Raw genomic sequence first — 21301 nt, 5'->3', positions numbered from 1 at the left:
TCAACTTCCTCCTAGGTCGAGCAGGTCGGCGGCGCGGGCGGCGATGGCGGGCGCGAGCCGGTAGCCGGACCCGTTCGCCGCGCCCGCGAACACGACCCGGCCGTCGCCGAGGGCACGTGCCACGGGCTCGCCGGTCCCGCTGTAGGCGTCGCAGAAGACCCGTCCGGAGACGCGGTCCACCGCCATCGCGGGGGCGTAGCGCCGCAGGATCTCCCGCGCCCCGTCCAGGTCGTGCCCGGTCAGCCCGGTGGACGGCTCGTCCGGGTCGACGTCCCATTCCTGGCAGGTGTAGCTGAACAGCCAGTGCCCGCGTTCGGGCAGCGGCAACAGGAACGCGTCCTCGCGCTCGAACACCACGGCGGCGTCGCCGGGTGCGGGCCGCCCGCCGACGTGCAGCGCGGCGACCTTCTTGACCCTGGCGCCCACCGGCGCCAGCAGCGAACGCCACGCGGGGGCGGCCAGCCACGGGCCGGGGGCGAGGACCACCCGGCCCGCGGTCAGTTCTTCGCCGGTGCCGAGCCGGAGGCCGACACCGGCCGGGCCTTCGGACACGGCCTCGACCCGCACCGCCTCCCGCACTACGACGGTGGAACGCAGGCCGGCGGTCAGTGCGCGGGTCACTTCGGCGACGTCGGCGTAGTGACTGCCGCGCACCGACCAGGCGACGGAGCCCTCCGGCAGGCGCACGTCGGCGGGCAGGTCTTCGGTGGCGGTGAGTTCGGCTTCGGGCAGGTAATCGGTCCGCAGCTTCGGCTCGTCGGCGGGAGTGCCGACGACCCGCATGGCCACCGGGTGGAGGGGCAGATCGGGACGGTCGCGCAACAGATCGGTGTAGTAGTCCTGGCTGAAGCGGGTCATCTCCCGCACCGCCGGGGTGGCGCCGCGCGGCGTGTGCAGTCCCGCCGACCGCAGCGAGGCGCCGCCGCCGACCTGGTCGCGGTCGAGCAGCAGCACCGACGCCTCCGGCGCGCGACGCGCGATCTCGCGGGCGATCAGGCAGCCGACGATGCCCGCGCCGAGCACGGCCACATCGGCGACGTCCTCCCGCGTCGCACCGGTTCGCGGTGCGGTCCGAGGGGCCACCACGCCCCTCACGCCCTGTTCAGCTCGTCGGCGTGCTTGCCCGCCCAGTCGATGAACGGCTCCAGTTGCTCATTCGAGCGCACGCCGAGCAGCCGGTCCATGATCCGTTCGCTGCGCCAGGCGACCAGGCTCAGGTTCGGGTCGGCGAGGCCGCGCTGCTCGCGCACCCCGTTCTGCAGGAACACCGAGCGGTCGCGGGGACCGTCCCAGCGGATGGCGAAATCCTTGTCCACGTTGTATTCGTCGCCGACGCGTTCGAGCCTGTCCTCCAACGGCGACAGGAACTCCGCGGCGGCCGGGCGGTAACCGGTGGCCCAGACCACGAAGTCGGCTTCCACATGCTCGACCAGGTCCGGATCGTCGTTGCCCTCGACGGTCAGGTCCCAGACGTCGCGGTCGGCGTTGACGTCCTTCACGGTCCGGTTGGGCAGCAGGGCGAACAGGTCGCCGGCGCCGTCGACGAACCGGTGGGCGTAGAGCCGCTGATAAATCTCCCGCAGCGTGGATTCGGAGATGCCGTCGCTGGTCAGCACGTTCTGCGCGTTGAGCGCGACCCGCGCGGTGCGATCGAGGTCGAAGAAGTAGTCGGAGTAGCTGGGGACGAAGTACTCGTTGGTGAACGGGGTGTCGTCGATCGGGAAGAAGTTGTGCCGCCGGGAAACCCAGGTCACCCGGCGGGGCAGTTGCTCCGCGGGCCGGGAAAGCAGGTCGAGGAAGACCTCGGCACCCGACTGCCCGCCGCCGACCACCGCGACCCGCTTGCCCGCGAAGTCGCGGCTGCTCGAGACGAAGTCGCTGACGTGGAACTGCGAGTGGCCGAGCTTGCCGCGTGCCGGTTCCGGCACCCAGGGCCGCGTGCCGATCCCGACCACCACGTTGTCCGCGGTGGCCGTTCGTTTGGTGGTGCGCACGACGAAGGACGACCCGACGAAGTCGACTTCGCGGACCTCTTCACCGAACCGGACGTTCTGGTTGACCTCGCTGGCCCATTGGAGGTAGTTGCGGAACTCCTGCCGCGGCACGGCGTCGAACTGGGCGTTGATGAAGTGGTAGATCCGGCCCTGGTCGTGCAGATAGGACAGGAACGAGAACCGGTTGGTCGGATCGGACAGCGTGACCAGGTCTTTGAGCAGCGACACCTGCAGCGTCGCCCCCGGTATCTGCTGCCCGTCGTGCCAGCCGAACCGCTCTTCCCGGTCGAGGAACAGGTTGGCGACCCCGTCCCGGTCGTGCAGCAGGGACGCCAGGCTGAGATTGGCTGGCCCCACCCCGACCCCGAGGCACCGGTAGTGCGCTGCCTCCTGGTGGGGACGTCGCGGCGAAGGAGCGGTCACCACGCGTTCCTCCCTTTCTCGCAGACGGCTGGCCGTCGCGTTCTCCGCGTCCGGTTCTCGATTTTCTCGCGCATCGTGACCCCTTCCCGTACTACCCTTCACGCGTACTTCCATGATTCGTCAACGGTGAATCGCACCGGCGAGCGCACAGACGCCACCAGCCCGATTAACCGGGACTTCAGGTCAAGGACACGCCGAATTCGCTACCCGAGGATAAGGAGCGAGTGCCTTCCGGCCAATCGACGCGACCCCAGGCCCCACCGTGTGATTAATCCGTCGCGGACGAGGACCACGCACCACGTTCAGTCGGCGAACACATCGATTCCGTGCCGCCTCTTGGTGCCGTGCCAACGCTAGCACGCGATTCACGGACAACGCACAGCGAGCGGTGATCTTTTGTTGATTCACAACGAGAACGGTCACCGAACACCCGCTTTCGTAGCCCGTCCGCACCATCGACACCGCCACATGGTCGATGTTCGGGCAGCCGTTCCGACCACATTCCGTCCTTTATGGACGCATTAACACAATCCTATTTTCGACGTTCGGCTTGCGCCGAACGTGTGAAGATACTTTCCCGAGTTGTCGGTTCCTGGCGACCTGCCAAGCTGGATCTGTGATTGCGCCGGACGAGATTATCGATAGCCTGACAGAAAACCAGTTGACGACCATCACGGGAGAATCACCGTCCGCGAGGGCGGATGCGATCGCACAGGCCGTCCGGGACACGGAAAGCGATTATTCCGGCGTCACCGAAATAACGGCAGGGCGACTTCCGGGCACCTTCCCTCAGGCCGCGGCCGCCGCGCTGGGGGTCGTCGAGCGGCCGGCGGAGCCCCTCTCCGAGGCGCTGCGCACACCCCTGCGCCAGGGCAGGCCACTGCTGGTCGTACGCGGTTGCGGGCATCGGCCCGACGAGGTCGCCGAACTGGTCGCCGAACTGCTCCGGCAGTGCCCTAACCTGACCGTGCTGGCCGAGTCGCCCGCCCCGCTCGGCGTCCCAGGCGAACACGCTATCCCGCTTTCGGCGCCGTGGATTCCTTACCGCGAGAGGGAAATCTCCGTCGAGGACGCCGCGCTGCTGGCGGCCGCCTCCTTGCACTCCCGCACCTTCGACGTCCGGATGGCGGCCGCGCTGGCGGGCGTCACCCCGGCCGCCGCCGAAGCCGCCCTGACCAGGCTGTCTTCTTCAGGCCTGGCGCGGCGAGAGAAGGAAGGCTGGTGGCTTCCGCCGGAGGTCCACGACCTGATGTCCCAGCCGGAGACCGCCACGGACCGACGCGTCGGCTGGGCGGAACAAGAGGCTGCGGAACTACGTGCCGCCGTGGAGACCGGTGGCGACTGGCGCGACCGGTTCGACCTGGTCGCCGACGACCTGCGCGCCACGGTGCGCGCTCGGACCGTCCCGGACGCCCGCCACCACGACATCGCCCGTACCTTGGCCGAACTTCTTTACGCGCGGCAGTTCCTGTCCGAGGCACGCGCCACCTTCGAACAGGCGGCCGCACTCGCCCCCGAGGACCGCGCCGCCGCACGTGACCTGCGCTCGGCCGCCGACGTCGCCATGACCGAGCACCAAGGAGAGCCGGCGTTCACTCTGCTCCAGCAGGCCGCGGAGCGCGCCGTCCGGGGTGGCGACGGGGCAGGCGCCGCCATCGCCCTGGCCTACGCCGTCTGCATCGGCAACCGGTTCCCGGCCACGTTCACCGACCTGGTCCCGCACGAACGGCTCGTCGAGCTGATGGCCGAAGCCGAACGCGCCGCCCCGGACGGCGACCGGGTCGCCGAGGCCTATCTCGCGGCCGCGCGCGCGTGGAACGCCACCGGCGAGAAGACCACCCCCGACCTGGACCTGACGGCGATCGCCCTGGACGCCGCACGGGCCACCGACCAGCCGGTGCTGATCTCGGCGGCACTGGACGCGGTGGCCAGCGCGGACGGCGCCTCCGGCCGCTTCGCCCGCGCACACGACTCTTGCGGTGAACGGCTGGCCCTGTTCGAGAAACTCCCCCGGCACGAACCGAACATCGGGGTGGAGGTCGTCGACACACTGCACGTGGTGCCGCTGGTCGCGCTCGCCGCGGGCAGGCTGCCGGACGCCGTCCGCGCGGCGGAAACGTCCTGGGAAGACCCCTTCCGCGGCCTGTACATGCGGGCCAGCAAGTTCGTCGTCCCGCTGGCACTGAGCGGTGAATTCGACAAGGCGCTGGAGTACGCGGAGACCACGTGGGACGCCTGGCAGCGCGTCGGCCGGCCCGCCGCCCGCTGGATGGCCCCGGCCGCGCACGCCGCGGGCCTGGTGCACGGCCTGCGCGGGAACACCGGCCGGCACGACGAGTGGGTCGAGCGGGCGCAGATGTTGTCGGAACCGGGTGTGCACAGCCGGCTCAGGGAGAGCTTCGCGGCGTTCGCGCTCCCCCGGGTCGCCTTGCATCAAGGCGATGCCGAGGCTGCGAAGTCCGTAGCGCTGACACCGGAAAGCGACTGGTACGACACCTCGCACCAGTTCTACGACGCCTACGCCTGGGCCATCGCCGCGGAAATCGCGGTCGTCGCCGGGGATCCCGGCGCCGAGTCTCTGCTGGCCGCCGCCGAACCCGCGGCCGGGGAGAACACCTGGGCCGCGGCCTGCCTCGCCCGTGCCCGCGGCCGGCTCCACGACGACCGCGTGGCGCTGAACGAAGCGATATCCGGATGGCAGGCGATCGGTGCCCGCTTCGAGCGTGCCTGCACCCTCTGCCTGCTCCCGGACCGGCGGGACGAGGGCGCCGTGGAGCTGGCCGCGCTGGGCTGCCGACTGCCCGCCGCGTCGTTATGATCGAAAACCGGGCCGCGAGCGCGGCCGAACGCCGCACGGGGACGAGGGGACCGAAACCGGCCGTGGCCACCACACACCAGGAAACGGACTACCGCGCGCTCGCCGCCGCGGGCGTCACCATCGTGCTGTGGGCGTCGGCCTTCGTGGTGATCCGCGACGCGGGCGAACACATCTCCGCCGGCGCGCTCGCCCTCGGCAGGCTCCTGACCGGCGCGCTCGCACTGTGCGTATTCCTTTTGGTACGCAAGCAAGGTATCCCGCCGAAAGCTGCTTGGCCGGGCATCCTCGTCTCCGGCGTGGCGTGGTTCGGCGTCTACATGGTCGCCCTGAACGCCGGTGAGCAACGGATCGACGCGGGCACCGCCTCGCTGGTGATCAACCTGGGTCCGATCCTGATGGCCGGGCTGGGCGGCTGGCTGCTCAAGGAAGGGTTCCCGCCCCAGCTGATGGCCGGCCTGGCGCTGGGTTTCGCAGGCGCCGTCCTGGTCGGCTTCGCCTCGTCGAACGGAGGAAGCGCGAACCTGGTCGGCGTCCTGCTGTGCGTCCTCGCCGCGGCGGGCAGCGCGATCGGGGTGATCGCCCAGAAACCGGCGCTGCGGCACGCGACGGCCTTGCAGGTGACGACATTCGGCAACATCATCGGCGCGGTGGTGTGCCTGCCGTTCGCCGGGTCGCTGGTGCGCGAAGTGGCCGTGGCGCCGCCAAGCGCGCTGCTGGAAATCGTGTACCTGGGCCTGTTCCCGACCGCGCTGGCGTTCTCGACCTGGGCGTACGCGTTGTCCAGGACGACGGCCGGGAAACTGGGCGCCACGACGTATCTCGTGCCGGTGCTGGTGGTCCTGCTGAGCTGGGTGGCGCTCGACGAGATCCCCGCCGCGTTGTCGTTCGCCGGAGGTGCGCTGTGCCTGATCGGGGTGGCGGTGTCCCGGCGCAGATCCCGAGACCCCGTGGAGGAACCTTGACCGTGGAAGAACTCTCCGTGAACGGCTTCGAGCGAGTCGTCGTCGACCGGGACCCGGCAGGCACGGCGCGCTCGATCATCGCGGTGCACGACACCCGGCTCGGCCCCGCACTCGGCGGGGTGCGGATGCGCCCGTACCCGAGCGAGGACGACGCCGTCGCGGAATGCCTGTCGCTCGCCCGCGCGATGACGGTGAAGGCGGCCGCGGCGGGGCTCGACCTGGGCGGCGGCTGGAGCATCATTCCCGCGTCCGAAAAGACACCGGAACGCCTGCTGGCCCACGGCCGGGCGATCGCCACCTTCGGCGGCCGGTTCATCCCGGTGAACGACGTCGGCACGGACCAAGCCGACCTGCGGAAGATCGGCGAAGTGACGTCGCCGGTGTGCGCGCAGGACGATCCTTCTCCCTGGACCGCACTGGGCGTGGCCGCCGGAATCAAGGCTTGCGCCCGTTTTTCGGGACATCCGGACCTGAAAGGACTGCGGATCGGCGTCCAAGGCGCAGGCCACGTGGGAAGCGCGCTGGTCCGGCTGCTCGTCGAGGACGGCGCGGACGTCGTGGTGAGCGACGTGATCGAGGATCGGGCCACCTCGCTCGCCACGGAAACCGGCGCGACGGTGGCCGACGCAGACACGCTGCTGACAAGCGAACTGGACGTGCTCGCGCCGTGCGCGCTCGGCGAGGTGATCACACCAGAGACGGTGGGCGGCCTGCGATGCCGGATCATCGCCGGCGGGGCCAACAACTTGCTGGCTTCGCCGGAGCTGGCTGAAGACCTTCGAGAGCGAAGGATCGTGTACGCGCCGGACTTCTGCGTGAACTCGGGCGGCGTGATCTTCCTGCAGGAACAGATTCTGGGCCACACCGACGAGTCCGCGCACAAGCGGGTGCTGGCGGTCGAGGGCGTGATCGCCGATCTGCTGGCGCGTGCGGAAAGTCGCGGGGTCACGACCACCAAGGCGGCACACGACCTGGCGCAGGCGCGGCTTGAGGCGTCGACCGGGATTCAGGGGCCTACGGCGAGTTCGTCAGAGAAACCAGCCGTTCCTTGACTATCCACAAAGGACACTTGTCGGGATGCGGCCGTCCGATTCAAGCCATTTGCGACTTCAGGAGGGGGTCGTGAGTGGTAAAGAGGGCTATCACCTAGTGTCGCGTGATCCTGCAGGTCTTACCCGTGATCAGACGGCGATCTCTGGAGATCGCCGTTCAATCACGCGTAACCGCCGTCTGATCTCGCGAGATCGCCGTCTGATCACGCGAGATCGCCGTCCGAGGAACGAAACCAAACGTCAAACAAGCAGGATCACGCGACACTAGCTCAGACGACCGAGGTAGTTGCTAAGCGACATCGTGAAGAAGCTGACCATCACGACCGGCAAGAACGCCGGCATCCACCCCTCAGTGACCCGGGCCTACGCGCCTCCACGGCCTGCTCGCTCGTATCCCGGCGGGCCCCTACGAAGTCCCGCGCCGACGCCAGGCCGGATCACTCCGTTACGGGCAGGCATTCGGTGAGGAGGTCAACGACGTCGCGCCAGGCCCGTTGCGCGTGCTGTGGGTGGTAGCCGACACCCGGGAGCACGGTCTGGTCGACCGGGGGGTGGTGGAAGGCGTGCAGGGCGCCGCCGTAGACCGTGAGGCGCCAGTCGACCCCGGCGGCCTGCATTTCGGCGGTGAACGCCTCCCGTTGCGCGGGCGGCATGATCGGGTCTTCCGACCCGACGCCGACCCAAACCGGGCAGCGGATGGACGCCGCTTCGCCTGGCTGGCCCGTGGTCAGTGCGTTGACCGTCCCGATCGCGCGCAGGTCGGCTCCGTCGCGGCCGAGTTCCAGCGCGATCGCGCCCCCGGTGCCGTAGCCGATGGCGGCGATCCGGTCGGGGTCGGTCCGCGGCTCCGCGCGCACCACGTCGAGGGCCGCGTGGCCGATCTCCCGCATCCGGCCCGGGTCGGCGAGCAGGGGCATCACGTACGCCAGCATTTCCTCGGGGTCGGTGAACCAGCGCCCGCCGTTGAAATCGAAAGCCAGCGCCACATACCCCAACTCGGCCAAAGCATCGGCCCGGCGGCGCTGGAAGTCGTTCAGTCCCGTTCCTTCGGGCCCGACCAGGACCGCGGGCCGGCGGCCGACACCGGCCGGAAGTGCGAGGTGCCCGATCATGGTCAGGCCGTCGGCCGGATATTCGACCGTGCGCGTGGTTACCGTCGACATGAGACTGACTCTAGTGATCATCGAGCCCGCCCGGGCGGGTGTTCACCGACAGCGGAACAGCGCGCCCGGCAGGGCACCCGTCCACAATGGACGCATGGCGCCGCATACTCGAGCAGCTCGGAGCGATCGGCTGCGGCGCAGCACTTGCTTCGTCCAGGGCACGTGCATGCGTTGGCATTGGGCGTACCCCCGGCCGACTGTCACGCTGAACTGGCCAACTCGGCCGCTCAGTCACAACGAAACGACCGCTCTGACAACGTGCGGACGACTTCATACATCCGTGCACACGACTCCGGACATTGACTGCGGTCGGATCCCACCCCTGCCCGACCACGTTCTGGAGCCAGGAGATCTGCGCCGGTTCCAGGCCGAGGTCTCGTGCCTGGGCCGCGGTGTCCGGTCGTCCAGGAGCGGCCTGTGCCGAACCTGCCGAACCGAGTCCGAAGGCCAACAGGGTGATCATCAGTCCACGGGTGATCGCCAGTGTGTTTTTCGACAACACCATTCCACCATCATTCTGATTTCGGAGAGGTGACGGCTGCAGCCGACTGCCGGGAGGAATGGCCGCCACCTGGGCGCCGGAAGTGTATTCAGAAAATTCGGGGACCCATCCCCAAACACGTCGGCCGGGGACGAGTCCCGGTGGTCGAATCCTGATAATCAGGCTTCGACCACGCTGCACCGAACCGCAGATGACCACATCAAGTGGAAGGAATCTCATGAGGAGACGTACCTTTACCCGACTCGCCACGACGCTGATCTTGTCGCGTGCCACGGACCTCGAATTCCGCCGAGTGGTGGCGCTGAAGCAATCCCATGCGGGTGACGACGGCAGATCCGGCGGGAAGCCCGAATCGGCGCCGGCCTGCATCATCCGAATGACGTCACTGTGTTCGACGTGGTGCTCGACGACGACATCCGCTGGCTCGTCGTGGAGTCCGCCACTGCGAAGCTGACGGATTTCGGCATCGCGCACCGGGCGGAAGTGACCCGGACGGGCGGTGGGCAGGTGGGCGGGACACCCGGCTACCTCGCGCCCGAGGTTGCCGACTCTTCGCCGCTCTGGCGGGGTATTCACCGTGGGGTCCGAGCGAACGGGTCCCTATGGTGCAGTTGCGCCAGGCCGCGTCCGGTGACTGGACCCCCTGCCTGCCCGGCGGCCTGCCGCCCGGATGGTCAAGCGCCTGCTCGAAGACATCACCGGCGAAACCGCACCACTCACCCCTCTGGCCGATCCCAACCACCGCCGGAATACCATTTGGATGCCACCGTGGCAAGCGGCGTGATCACCGGCGGTGAGATTCCCGCCGAGCCGCGGCACCGGCCAACTCACTGAGTCGGCTGAGCGCATGTGACCTGCTCGAACCGACCGACACCGCAGCCGTACTCCGGTCGCCGGAGTAAAGCCGGAGCCCGATTTCGACCAGTGGACAAGCTACTGAAAACAAGCACCGCTTCAGGTGCTCGTCGACTTCCACCACAACTGACGAAGACAGCCTTTACCACGGCGTATCCGAGCTACGCCAGCATCGACGCCGTTCAGGGCAACGACGCCCCTGAACCTGAGATACGTCAGTAGGCGTCCGTCGGTGTCAGTGGTCCGCCGCAGAGTCCGGCACCGGCGAAGCCATCGCGGAGTACTCAGTCGACCTCGCGGCCCGTCGCCAGCGCGACAGCAGGACCTCGGCCGCGTGCTACCGGTAGGCGCGTGGTTGGCTGACCGGCGACCCGGTCGAGGGGATCGACGCCTGGGCGGCACCGACGACACGGTTGCGGGCCCGGCCCGCACGCGGATCGCCGCGCTTTAGCCCGCAAAGCCAGCGGGAACCTCATGCATTCACCTCAAAGTGTTCACCTCACCCTCGCATTCCCGTTGCCGGAAGCGGATGGTGGCCTTTTCGGCTGTCGTCGACACCGTAAAGGGTGCAGTTCTGCGACCATCGCGAGAAGAGGGTGAAAAACAACGGCAGCTTCGGCGGTGTGTTGTCAGTGTTCAACGATTCCCGACGCTGGCCCTAATGGAGACGGTTTCACATTATATAGTGTCCACTCTTGTGGGCGTATTTGTCCGTCGCATCTGTGTGACAACGGGTTTTCACGCTTTCATATCCCTAGGTCATCCGATACTCATCGCATACAGGAGGGCAGGGAAATGGGCAGATCCAGATTCGCGATCACGGCGTCGGCCATCGCGCTGACGGCCTCAGGGTTCCTCATGGCCGCAGCAGGCACGGCTCAAGCGGAATCGGGGTACGACAACATCGGCATGTACAAGCAGGAGAAGACCCAGTGGTGCTGGGCCGCCTCCGGCCTGACGATCGCCAAGTACCAAGGCTTCGGCAGCACGCAGGCGGACTTCTGCACCCGGGCCCAGCCGTCCTACGGCTGCAACAACCAGCCTGCCACGCTCGACGACATGGCCAGGGGCTGGCACAGCCTAGGCATGGCCCACCCCGGCTCGGGCCTGAGCAGCGCGGCCTCGTTCAACCAGGTCTACACCGACGTCAAGGCCTCCCGCCCCGTCGGTGCGCGCATCGGGTGGACCTCCGGCGGAGGCCACATGAACGTCGTCTACGGCTTCGACACCTCGAAAAATACCATCGCGGTCGCCGACCCGTGGCCGGACACCGCCACCTACACGTGGTGGAACTACAGCGACTACGTCAGCAACAGCTCGTTCAAGTGGACCCACTCCCGAATCGGCATCTCCCGTTAAGGCAGGCATCATGCGCGAACCAAGAACGTCCGAGCGGCGGGCGGCTTCGCGCCTCTCCCGCCTGATCGCTGTCCTGGCACTGGGCGCATCCGCGCTGCTGTCGGTCACCGGGTCCGTCCACGCGGCCCCGGTCAAGGACCCGCTCCCGGTGGACATCCCCGACTACCAGGCCGCTCTCGACGCTGTGAGGTCGACCGACATCCGCAACGCCGTATGCCGCTTCCTCACCGTGCCGGTGCCCCAGGGCGAGGCCGACACGGTGCAAACGATTCCGGACAAGGCCGATCCGTGCGAGGGCATACCTGCCTTCACGATCAAGGACCCGCTGGCGGTCAGCGAGATCACGCCGGGCTTCGTCGCGGGCACGTCTCAGCCGATCGCCACCGAGGCGGTCAAGCTGACCCGGCTGGTGTCCTCGCTGAGCACCCCCGTCAACGACCGTCAGGTCACCGTCATGCTCGCTCCCACGCAGGGCGGCGGCTGGCACCTGGCGGCGGTGCGCGAGGGCGACAGCGACGCTACGTACGCCGGCAAGGCCGGTGCGGGGACCTTGGTGTTCACCGAGCCGCAGATCCGCGGCTGGTACATGCTGAGGCTCATCACGGTGGAGCCGCTCAACGACCAGGCACGGGAAGGACTGGCAGGCCGGTCGTCGATGTCGCTGAGGGAGTACCAAAAGCTGGTCAAGGCCCGTTATGCCGACAAGCTGGCCGCATCGGAGTACGACACCAAAGGCATGTCCAGCGGCTACGGCACAGCGAGGGAGACGGAGAGCGAGTCATCCACGGTGCCGTCGCTCGTCGGCGGTTCGAGCGCGGTGCTCGTGCTCGCGGGCGGCGCCTTCTTCCTCCTCCGTCGCCGACGCAACACCACCGACTGACTCCCCGCTTCGCCTCGGTAGCTGGCGGGGGTAGGCGAAGCCGTGCAGCGGGTTCGCCTACCCCGGCCACGCTGGCCAGCCGAAATCGCCGGCGACACGGCGAACAGCAAGACGTCCTCGCCGACCGTGACCGTGACGTTGCTCCTCCGGCCACGAGCACTCGGTCACGCCGTGACTAGGGCGTTCGGAGCGGACAGCCCCGATCCCAAGCTCTATCTACCCTCGTAGGGGCCACGCGGGTTCCCCGTCGATTGTCACGATCGCGTGCACGTGTGAGACCGCCGCCCGCGAGGCCGAGCAGGCCGACGTCGGTCTTCTTCGGCGATGGTTCCTGCTGCCCCTATGGTTCGGTCACCGCGCGAACATCGAGGATCTTCGATGAAATTCCGATGACAACGGGTCAGCGCGAGGCAGGCCGGCCCGCACTGGGTACCGTCCGCGGACTGACGGCTCAGCGAGTTCCGGAGCCCAGCGGGCTGCCGGTCCCGCGAGACCGGCCGACTCGCGCTCGCATGTCGCTAAGCCCCAACGGGCAAAACCGAGTACAGAAGCCCACTTGTCTTCGTCGGCGAACACCCGGCCGCGCACCGTCTGCCATGACGGCCCTCCGTCCCCGCATACCGACCGTAACCCGAAATGGCGCAACGTCGCCGGATTTCGTACCCAGACGACGGTAGGACCACGATTTTCGTCGCAGCCTTTCGAACACGCCCTGTTACATATATGGCGCCTGGAACGACATAGCGAGACAAGAACGCACAAGGAAGGTGGGAGTGGATGAGGGCTGATCGGGATGTCCAGCTGCGCTGGGAGCCCCGGACGGTGACGCTCGACGACGACCGCGGCGACCAGCCGGAAACGGTGACCTACCCCGGCATCGCGCTCGCCCGTCTCCATCGCGGGTACCTCGTCCACAAGATGTGGCTGCCGGTCGGTGACAGTGAGCCCACCTTCGCCGATGACGAAGCCCTGATCACCGCACTGCGTAACGCCTGGCGCTGGAGCAAATCCGCCGCCTGAACCGATCACGATGCCACGGTCCTGATCGGTTTGCGGGATCTGTGGCGGGTAGTCCGATCGTGGGATAGCTGATGCGTCGCGCCGACGTCCCGCGTTCTTTACCCGGGCTCTGCACGAACGCGCCCGCGCCCACCACGGCCTGGGCAAAACCCGCCACACCGCGGGGAACCACCGCGAAGCAACCCGACATCTCCAAGCCGCCCTGGCCGCCTACGAAGATGATCAGGTCTTCGTGATCGGCACAGCATGGGCGGCAAGTTCGCACCGCGGGTGGCCGCCACCGCCGGATCCACGGTCGCAGGTCTGATCGTTCTCGCCGGAGACACGATGCCGATGCAGTGGTCGATGGTGCGGGTCATCGAACATCTGACAAAGATCGCCCCGGCGACGGCGGCGATGCTACCCACTGTCGAGGCAGCCACCGAACAGGCGAGGCTGGTGGACAGCCCGGGTCTTTCGTCTGCCACGCCCGCCGTGAAGCTGCCGTTCGGGATGCCCGCACCGTATTGGCTGGACATGCGCGCCTACGATCCCGTGGCGGTCGCCATAACACTGGATCTGCCCATGCTCTTCCTGCACGGCGAGCGCGACTACCAACTGACCATCGACGGCGATCTGGCCGGATGGCGCGCCGGCGTGGCCGACCGACCAGATGTCACTTCCGCACCTACGCCGCCGACGACCACATGTTCTTCCCTGTGACCGGGCCATCCATGCCCGAGGACTACACAAATCCGCATCGCGTAGACCCCGAAGTCATCGCTGACATCGCCGAGTGGCTCAGCACCCGCAGCCGTCTCGCCCACTGCTGATCTGCACGGTTCGGGACAGGGACACGCTGCCATGCCGGTGGCTGGCACGTTCGTCGCGGCAGTGGCAGCGGCAACCTGCCTGGCGCCAGTTAGCTCCCGCGAAGCTGGCTGTCGTGATCGCGGACGAGGGTGGCCGGCACCATGCAGTTGCGAACAACATGCAATCGAGCGCTCCGTGGCCGCCGGCGGACGCGCGCGTCCGCAAGGACCGACCACTTTCGATGGTTCACGTCGACACCGGACACAGGCGCTGCCGCTCGGATCACGCGTGACCCGAGCGGCAGCACAAGTGAGACCCGATCAGCCGGGTGGCAGTTTGCCACAGTCGCTTCGAGCGGGCTTACCCGCGAATCGGTCGGTCAGGAAGTCCAGGGCAGGGCCGCTATTGATGAATTCGGTGGTGAGGTGCCCGGAGAACGGGATGCGCGACACTGCGACCGTGCCACCGTCTGCGCAGTACTTGCGCACCACCGCGTCCGCTGGTGCCAGTGGCACGAACTCGTCGTTCTGCCCGTGGTAGCTGTAGAACGGGAACCGCGGCGTGGTCTTGCCGAGGTCGTTGATCCGATACAGCAGTTCCGCGGGAGCCGAGTCGGCCGGATTGAGAATGGTCGTGTAATCCCCCAGGTGGCTGAATGGGTGTGCCAGGGCGACGTCCAGTGTGCAGCTGTCATTACTGGCCGCGAACAGAGCCCGGCCCCGTTCGTTGAGCAGCGGCGCGATACCCGCTTCTGGGAACGCGCGGGCCAGGCCGATGAAGCCGATGAGGTTGAGGCCGGCGCCGAGCCCGCCGTCGTTGTGCTTGATGAAGGCCTTCAGATCGACCGGGACACCACCGGCCGAGGCACCCACGACGTTCAACTCCGGTGCGTAGCTCGCCTGCTGTTCGGCCGCCCAGGTGGTGGCCTGGCCGCCGCCGGAGTAACCCCACAGGGCAACCGGTCCCGCCGGGTCCAGCCCCGCCGGGGCGTAGTGCTGAACGGCCCGGATGCCGTCGAGCACGCCGTGCGCCGCCTGCGGACCGGCGGCGAAGTCGGAGTGCGGGCCCTCGTAATCGGAATAGACCACGGCGTAGTTCCTGGCCAGCGCGGCGAGGGACTGGGTGATCTCGTAGGTGGAGGCCGCGGTGGGCGCCGCAATGCCAACGCGCAGCGTGTAGGACGGCTGGCATCGCGTGGCCAGCGAGTCCTCAGCCAGCTGGTAGGACACCAGAGGCCGCGGACCGGCACCCTTCCACGGCGTCAGGGGAATCAGCACGGTCGCGGCCTCTGCCACCGGTTTGTCGTGACTGTCGACAGACTTGTACAGAACCTGGTGCGCCGTCGCGGTGATGGGCAGCACGATGGCCACCGTGTTCACCGGGCGCGAGCGCAGCACCGTCCCGTTAGGACTGTTCTCGAAACCCGCGGGCGGCACGTAGAACGGATCGTCATCGGGCAGGGGCACCCCGGCCTCGATCGCGGTCCGCACCGGCTGCGCCGCGTCAGCCGCGACGGGTGCGGCCGCCCACAACAGCGGCAGCATGGACAGGGCTGCCGCGCTCTTCACCCATCTCGTCACAGGGATGTCCTCTCCGCTTCCACTTCGGATGGTCGGTGACCCGGTCGAACCGCCCGGTCCGGAGCGAGGCGGTGAATTCGTCGGTTCGTCACTGCACCCAGCATGACCATCCGGCACCGAGCTGTCTCCTGGCAAAATGAGTAGAAGTTGATCTCAGAGTTTGTGCACGCCGCCAAACCCGAACGATCCGCAGCGGCCTGTCTAAAAATGGGATTTGTCCGATTACGTCGGCGACCACCCCACCACCATCGCAGCAGCTCTTCGCGAGACACCCTCTCGATCCTGAACTCGAAGGCGCGGTCGCATCCCGCAATTCACCGGACTGTCCGACATCCGGGACCACTGACCGCTGACCTTGCACGGAGGCAGATTTAGTCACGCACGCCGACCACGGCTGGCCCCTGATCGCGGTGAAACACCACCTCGAACGCCACGACACGGGTCAGTTCTGCGCGCGAGCGCTTTACCCCTGTTCGCGTCTGCTGGCCATCCGTCGAACACTTGCCACAGCAGTTTGTTCAGGGTGACAATGTGGCATGGACGCCGGGGCCGCCGATCGCGGGGCGCCGTCCGTGGTGGCCGCGCTGCTGCCCAGGATGGCCGAGATCGGCGCGGCCATGGTCGCCCGCTGCGTCACCGAGATCCCCGCGTACGGCATGCTCCCGGCCAGCGTGCTCCAAGGCGACCTGGTCGCCAACGCCACCGCGGTGTTCGAGCTCTTCCTCACCACCGTCACCGAGCACCGCCTGCCCACCGAGGAGGAACTCGCGCTGCCCATCGCCTGGGGTGCCGAACGCGCGCGGGACGGCCTGCCGCTCGACGCGGTGCTCAAGCTCTACCCGCTCGCCGCGCGCGAGGCCTGGTTGCTGGTATCCGACGAGGGCACCGCGGAACTCGACGGACTGGTCGAGCCCATGATCGATTTCCTGGCCGAGGTGATCCCCCGGGTCGCCGCCGCCTACCTGCGCGAGCGCGAGGACCTCGACTGGGAGCAGCGCGAACACCGGCAGAACCTGGCGGGCAGGTTGTTGGCTGGGCGGCCCGCGTGGCGGGTGGCCGAGCGGTACGGGCGGGCCCTCGCCGAGCGCTACGACGTCATGGTGTTCCACCTCCCTCCGCATCCCGCCGACACGAGCACGCGCGCCACCACAGACCTCTTCCGCGCGATCCAGTCCGCTCTGGACACTTCGCCGGACGTCCTTACCGCCTTCAAGGGCGACGGCGGTGTCCTGCTCGTGCCCGCGCGGGACGACGGCCGCGCGCGCTCCCGTGTGGCTGGACTGCTCACCCGCATCGACGCCGCGGCGTGCCTGCGCTGCACGGCGGGAGCCTCGACCTCGATGACGCACGCCGGCATCCCGGACGCCGCCGCCGAGGCCGCCGACGTGCTGGCGCTGGCCGAGAACCTGCATCGTCCACCCGATCCGTACTGCTGGCCGACCTCGCGATCGAATACCAACTGGCCCAGCCGAGTCCAGCCAGGACGGCGCTCGCGGCGGTGCTGGACCCGCTGGAGGACCACCCGCACCTGATCGCCGCGCTGCGCTCGTTCGTCGCCTCCGGGTACAACCGGGGTGAGGCCGCCACCGCACTCACGATCCACCGCAACACACTCACCTACCGACTCGGACGCGTCCAGATCCTCACCGGGTACGACGCTACCCAGCCTGCCGACGCCCGACGTCTCGCCGCCGCGATGACCGCCTACGACATCATCCGCAGCTCCCCGGACAGCCGCTGACACCTGTCACCGCGCACAACCCGTCGGCTGTGCCCTTGCCGTCGTTCGCGTCGCTCAGATATCACTTCCCGACACAGCGCGCGCTGCAGGACGCCGTGCTCACCGGCAGCTATGACGTGGTCACCCCGGCGACAGGATCCACGACCGATCGGCACCGGCGCGGGAGCGGCTGATCGATTGCCTCCGGCAAATGTTCGCTCTCGCCGGCGTGGGCGAACAGGCACGAGCAGGTTGGGGCCAGATCTTCAAGACATACATCGAGCCCGAACCCACCGACGAGAACCGCGCGGCGTATCTCGCTATCGAGCGGGAAGCGCAACGCCGCGTCGAGCACTGGTGACCGTCCTGAGCAACGAAGGCAACCTCGCCGAGGGCGACAACCGGCGACGCGCCAGATTCCTCGTGACCGTCCTCAACGGACTCACCATCGCGAGAGCCCGGCCCTCTGACGAATCGATCCTGACCACCGAAACCGAGACGCTGCACGCGGCCGTCGACCACGTCCTCAATTCCCGTATCTGACCGCCGAGGCTCACCGCCGCTCGCCGCACAGCCCGGCAGTGGGCTCGGTTTCCAAAAAGTGCGAACCGTCGCGGGCGGCACCCTGGCATTCACCAATGCGACGAACGGGTTCGGCGCGAACACCATCAGGTGAGGCGCCGCGCCGGGCCGAGATCCACGTTTCCCCGAATGGGCGCACAAGCATCGCTGGTTGTCGTGCACCGGTCGACAATTCGGGGACGGTAAATCGTGCAGCCTCCACTCACAAGAGTGAGTGATGACCGGAAGCCCTCCGTTCCGCTGAGCCGGAAAGGGGAATCGCGGGCGCTACTCAAATGGCGGCATTCGCGGGTCTCCCACTGTCGTAACGTCGAATGAGGAGTTGCTTCTCCAGTACACATCCCGCAACGAATTCCGCAATCCCATGGAGGTTTTCGTGATCCGACATCCTCTGCGCACCATGACCGTCCTGGTCGGCGCCGCGGCAGCCGTCACCGCCTTCGCGGCCCCGGCTTCGGCGGCACCGGTGCTGAACGAAACGGCGGGTCCGGCCGTCCTGGCCGCCGCACAGCAGAAACTCGGCGATTCGCTCGGCGCCACGTTCGCCGGTTCCTGGCTGGACACGACGACCGGCGGACTGGTCGTCGGCACCACCGACGCGAGCCGCTCGGCCCAGATCCGCGCGGCGGGCGCGACACCGAAGGTGGTCCGGCACAGTGCCACCGAACTGAAGAAGATCCAGTCCACATTGGACAACAGAACCGCGGGCCTCCCTGGCTCGGTCGCCGGCTGGTACGTCGACGCGCCCGCGAACGAGGTCGTCGTCAGCGTGGTGGGCGGCGACGCCGCAGGCCGGGCCTGGGTGACGTCCACCGGAGTCCCGGTCCGGGTGGATCCGGTGAAGAGCGCTCCGCGGCCGTTGTGGGACGTGATCGGTGGACAGGGTCTCTACTTCAGCGGCGGCGCCTGTTCGGTCGGGTTCAACGCCTATGACGACGACGACGATCATTACGTGATCACGGCCGGCCACTGCACCGAACTCGGCGGCACCGTACAGGGCGTCGACGGCACGATCGGCAAGGTCGCGAAGTCGTCGTTCCCCGGTAACGACTACGGGACCGTCAAGGTGACCCAGTCCGACGTCTCGACCCCGCCCAGGGTCGACCGGTACGAGGATGGTTCGGACGTGCGGATCGAAGGCGCGGACGTCGTCGGCGTCGGCGGCAGGGTCTGCCGGTCCGGGATCACCACCCACTGGCAGTGCGGGCGCGTGGAGGCTCTCGACCAGACGGTGAACTACGGCAACGGAGACATCGTGAAGGGCCTGACCCAGACCAGTGCCTGCGCCGAACCGGGTGACTCCGGTGGCTCGTTCGTCAGCCGCCCCTCGTCGGGTTCCGGTACGAAGCTGGTGCAGGCCCAGGGCATGACCTCGGGTGGTTCCGGTGACTGCGACGAAGGCGGGACCACCTTCTTCCAACCCGTCAAGGAGGTACTCAACCGCTACGACCTGACCCTCGAAAAGGACTGATCCCGCGGCTGGCGCCATGGGCGCTCGAAGTACATGATGGCCCCTTTCCTTGCGCTAGGCGCAAAGAAAGGGGCCATCATGTACTTGGGGAACGGACTTGCCCCGAATTGGCGCTCACGGCCAAGGCGCCCTCGTGGGCGTCCAGGAACTCGGTGACACTTTCGGCAAGGCCTCGGGCCTCGTGCACCAGCGTCTCGATCTCGGCCCACCGGCGGTGGACGCGTTCCGGGTCCATCACCAAGACACCGGAAACCATGTCCAGGTAGAGGTTCGCGTCCGCGCAGACCTCCGCCAGCCGCAGGAACGGACGGTGGTCGGCGTCGGTGCCCGCCCCGTGTGCGGCCGCCCATTCGCGGGCCCGCATTCCCGCGCCGTGGCACGCGTCGACGAGGAAGGACCGGATCTCCTCGGCGCGGGTTTCCGGACGCGCGGGCGGTTTCCCCATCAGCGGGAAGATCTTCCAGGCCACCGAGAGCAGGCAGTCGGCCACGTCATCCATCGACTCCACGTCCACCGCGAGGAGTGTTCCGGGCCGTCCCCGACGGCGGCCGGATCGACTCGCGTGAGCGACCGGAACAACCCGATCGGGTGTCGCAGCCTCCGTTCTCGTTCACAACCGCCGCGGCCCAACTCGGGACTGGTCGGCTTCCCAGCCCCACAGTCCTCAGGCGACCGTGGCGGCACCGGCAGGCACCTCGACCGCCCGCGCGTCCACCACCTCGAGACCGGCGATCAAACCGGACAGTCCTTGGTGGCCCTGAGGCCGGATCGCGAGGATGCCGCTGACGAAGAACAGCAGGTTCGCCAGCGGTTCGAATCCGCCGTTGACGGCGGAAGCCAAGGTCAGCAGCGTGAAGTAGCCGCCGGAACCGGCGAGGAACCGCACGATCATCCGCCACAGCGCGGGCTTCCCGCCGTCCGGCCCGGCTGGGCGCAGCAACACGACCCGTTGACCGAAGCTGGCGCCGTTTCCCGAGACCGGGATGACGAACAGCAGGAGTACCGCGGGCAGCAGGGTGCTGATCAGGGCCGTGACCACGGTGTTCGGTTCGCCTGCCACCAACGTCGTCACGATCCCGACGGTCGTGCCGAGAAGGACGACCGAGACGAGGTCGACGGCCATCCCGAGCAGACGGCGGCGCGCGGTGACCGGCCGCGGCGTTCCCGGCGGCGCGGACGGCTCGTTGCCCGGCAGCAGCCGCAGCAAGGGGGCCAGCCCGAAACCGACGGCGGCGCCGAGGGTGTTGGTCAGCAGGTCGTCGACGTCGGCCAGCCGGTACGGGCAGTCGAACAGGAACCAGACCCCGGTGAGCTGGGTGCACTCGATGAACAGTGAAACCGCGAACCCGATGGCGACGGTGGCCACGAAACCCCGCCGGAAGAGGTGCCGTACGAACATCCCCAGCGGCACGAACAAGGCGACGTTGAACACTGCCTGCTGGACGGCGGGATTGCGCAGGAAGGCCCGCGGACCGATCCCGGTCTGTTCGCGGCGGATGTCGGTGATGAACTGGAACGGGCGCAATTGCAGGTGACTGGACGCGTGCTCGGCGCACCACGCCGCCGTGGTCTGCGGGATGGGGAGCAACGTGTACGTCCAGAGTGACATGACGTAGACCAAGAAGCCGAACACCAGCAGGACCCGCCAGAGCCCGAGTTCACCGCGGCGCCGGTAGCTCGCCGCGATGTACGGGACGGCCAGCACGCCCGCGAGTGCGAAACCCGCGAACACCGCGATGATCGCGGAGACGGTCGGATCAGTCACTCGCGGAAGCTAGCAACGCCCGCTCAGGCGCACCCGTTACGCCACCTGGCCGAGTGATGGCGTCGGCGGGAGCGAGGGCTCGCTGCCGCGCGAGCGCGGCGATGGCAAAGGTCAGATGGACCACGACCCAGTTGCGGTCTTCCCGGTGGACCCGCTGCAACAGGTCGAGTGTGGCGTCGCCCGGGCTGCGGCCCTGACGGCAGGCGTCGATGAACGCCTGGGTCAGTTCGTCGATGTTCTCGCGAAACTCCGCGAAGGCGTCGGCGGGTTGGGCTCTGGTACAGCAATCCACGGTCACGTCACTCAGCGTTTCATGACGCGACACGAAGTTACGAGTTGACTGAGCCGGAATCACTCACGTGA

19 protein-coding genes are annotated in these 21301 nt (G+C 68.0%); 12 read left to right on the top strand and 7 right to left on the bottom strand.

What is annotated here, in order from left to right:
- Both ACM6LU_RS17635 and ACM6LU_RS17630 read right to left on the bottom strand, forming a co-directional pair.
- A complete protein-coding gene (locus ACM6LU_RS17635; RefSeq protein ID WP_414938796.1) occupies window positions 1–1083 on the bottom strand; it encodes an NAD(P)/FAD-dependent oxidoreductase in 1083 nt (360 codons plus the stop codon).
- Window positions 1084–1091: 8 nt separating this feature from the next.
- Window positions 1092–2417, bottom strand: a complete 1326-nt coding sequence (locus ACM6LU_RS17630) for a lysine N(6)-hydroxylase/L-ornithine N(5)-oxygenase family protein (RefSeq protein WP_414938795.1) — start codon at window positions 2415–2417, stop codon at window positions 1092–1094.
- Between the two features lie 661 nt (window positions 2418–3078).
- Here ACM6LU_RS17630 and ACM6LU_RS17625 point away from each other — a divergent pair.
- From ACM6LU_RS17625 to ACM6LU_RS17615, 3 genes are all read left to right on the top strand, one after another.
- Window positions 3079–5235, top strand: a complete 2157-nt coding sequence (locus tag ACM6LU_RS17625) for a hypothetical protein (protein ID WP_414938794.1) — start codon at window positions 3079–3081, stop codon at window positions 5233–5235.
- 62 nt (window positions 5236–5297) lie between these two features.
- Complete coding sequence (locus ACM6LU_RS17620; protein WP_414938793.1) at window positions 5298–6197, top strand: DMT family transporter; 900 nt, start codon at window positions 5298–5300, stop codon at window positions 6195–6197.
- A gap of 2 nt (window positions 6198–6199) precedes the next feature.
- The gene (locus tag ACM6LU_RS17615) at window positions 6200–7249 is read left to right on the top strand and encodes a Glu/Leu/Phe/Val dehydrogenase dimerization domain-containing protein (protein WP_414939147.1); all 1050 of its coding nucleotides are present in this window, start codon (window positions 6200–6202) and stop codon (window positions 7247–7249) included.
- Window positions 7250–7686: 437 nt separating this feature from the next.
- Here the strand turns inward: ACM6LU_RS17615 and ACM6LU_RS17610 are convergent, their stop codons facing one another.
- The gene (locus ACM6LU_RS17610; protein ID WP_414938792.1) at window positions 7687–8412 is read right to left on the bottom strand and encodes a dienelactone hydrolase family protein; all 726 of its coding nucleotides are present in this window, start codon (window positions 8410–8412) and stop codon (window positions 7687–7689) included.
- A 2152-nt stretch (window positions 8413–10564) separates the two neighbouring features.
- On the opposite strand from ACM6LU_RS17610, the gene ACM6LU_RS17605 reads away from it, so the two are divergent.
- The 4 genes from ACM6LU_RS17605 (at window position 10565) to ACM6LU_RS17590 (ending at window position 13730) form a co-directional block, all read left to right on the top strand.
- The gene (locus ACM6LU_RS17605; RefSeq protein WP_414938791.1) at window positions 10565–11128 is read left to right on the top strand and encodes a papain-like cysteine protease family protein; all 564 of its coding nucleotides are present in this window, start codon (window positions 10565–10567) and stop codon (window positions 11126–11128) included.
- Window positions 11129–11138: 10 nt separating this feature from the next.
- Window positions 11139–12008 carry a hypothetical protein gene (locus tag ACM6LU_RS17600; RefSeq protein ID WP_414938790.1) on the top strand — a complete coding sequence of 290 codons (870 nt, stop codon included), beginning with the start codon at window positions 11139–11141 and terminating at the stop codon, window positions 12006–12008.
- 777 nt (window positions 12009–12785) lie between these two features.
- The gene (locus tag ACM6LU_RS17595; RefSeq protein WP_414938789.1) at window positions 12786–13028 is read left to right on the top strand and encodes a hypothetical protein; all 243 of its coding nucleotides are present in this window, start codon (window positions 12786–12788) and stop codon (window positions 13026–13028) included.
- Between the two features lie 246 nt (window positions 13029–13274).
- Window positions 13275–13730: a hypothetical protein gene (locus ACM6LU_RS17590; RefSeq protein ID WP_414938788.1), complete on the top strand. Its 456-nt coding sequence runs from the start codon at window positions 13275–13277 to the stop codon at window positions 13728–13730.
- A gap of 410 nt (window positions 13731–14140) precedes the next feature.
- Here ACM6LU_RS17590 and ACM6LU_RS17585 read toward each other — a convergent pair whose 3' ends face one another.
- Entirely contained in the window at window positions 14141–15400 is a 1260-nt protein-coding gene (locus ACM6LU_RS17585; RefSeq protein WP_414938787.1) for a lipase family protein, read from the bottom strand.
- Between the two features lie 536 nt (window positions 15401–15936).
- Here ACM6LU_RS17585 and ACM6LU_RS17580 point away from each other — a divergent pair.
- From ACM6LU_RS17580 to ACM6LU_RS17560, 5 genes are all read left to right on the top strand, one after another.
- Entirely contained in the window at window positions 15937–16932 is a 996-nt protein-coding gene (locus tag ACM6LU_RS17580) for a hypothetical protein (RefSeq protein ID WP_414938786.1), read from the top strand.
- Window positions 16899–17141, top strand: coding sequence for a helix-turn-helix domain-containing protein (locus tag ACM6LU_RS17575; RefSeq protein WP_414938785.1), 243 nt, complete (start codon window positions 16899–16901; stop codon window positions 17139–17141). Before ACM6LU_RS17580 ends, ACM6LU_RS17575 begins: the two co-directional genes overlap by 34 nt.
- A 190-nt stretch (window positions 17142–17331) precedes the next feature.
- On the top strand, window positions 17332–17481 hold the full coding sequence (locus ACM6LU_RS17570) for a hypothetical protein (RefSeq protein ID WP_414938784.1): 150 nt from the start codon (window positions 17332–17334) through the stop codon (window positions 17479–17481).
- Complete coding sequence (locus ACM6LU_RS17565) at window positions 17478–17663, top strand: hypothetical protein (protein WP_414938783.1); 186 nt, start codon at window positions 17478–17480, stop codon at window positions 17661–17663. Before ACM6LU_RS17570 ends, ACM6LU_RS17565 begins: the two co-directional genes overlap by 4 nt.
- 415 nt (window positions 17664–18078) lie before the next feature.
- Window positions 18079–19173: a S1 family peptidase gene (locus tag ACM6LU_RS17560; protein ID WP_414938782.1), complete on the top strand. Its 1095-nt coding sequence runs from the start codon at window positions 18079–18081 to the stop codon at window positions 19171–19173.
- A gap of 76 nt (window positions 19174–19249) precedes the next feature.
- Here ACM6LU_RS17560 and ACM6LU_RS17555 read toward each other — a convergent pair whose 3' ends face one another.
- From ACM6LU_RS17555 to ACM6LU_RS17545, 3 genes are all read right to left on the bottom strand, one after another.
- Window positions 19250–19672 (bottom strand): hypothetical protein, encoded by a 423-nt coding sequence (locus tag ACM6LU_RS17555; RefSeq protein ID WP_414938781.1) that lies wholly within the window; start codon window positions 19670–19672, stop codon window positions 19250–19252.
- 165 nt (window positions 19673–19837) lie between these two features.
- The gene (locus tag ACM6LU_RS17550) at window positions 19838–20938 is read right to left on the bottom strand and encodes a VanZ family protein (protein WP_414938780.1); all 1101 of its coding nucleotides are present in this window, start codon (window positions 20936–20938) and stop codon (window positions 19838–19840) included.
- Complete coding sequence (locus ACM6LU_RS17545; protein ID WP_414938779.1) at window positions 20931–21236, bottom strand: hypothetical protein; 306 nt, start codon at window positions 21234–21236, stop codon at window positions 20931–20933. The genes ACM6LU_RS17550 and ACM6LU_RS17545 overlap by 8 nt, the downstream gene beginning before the upstream one ends.
- Between the last annotated feature and the right edge of the window lie 65 nt (window positions 21237–21301).

Source organism: Amycolatopsis sp. cmx-11-51, assembly GCF_047608665.1.
Lineage (GTDB): Bacteria > Actinomycetota > Actinomycetes > Mycobacteriales > Pseudonocardiaceae > Amycolatopsis.
Note: the sequence above shows the minus strand (reverse complement) of the source record. Positions and strands in the feature narration are given on the sequence as shown.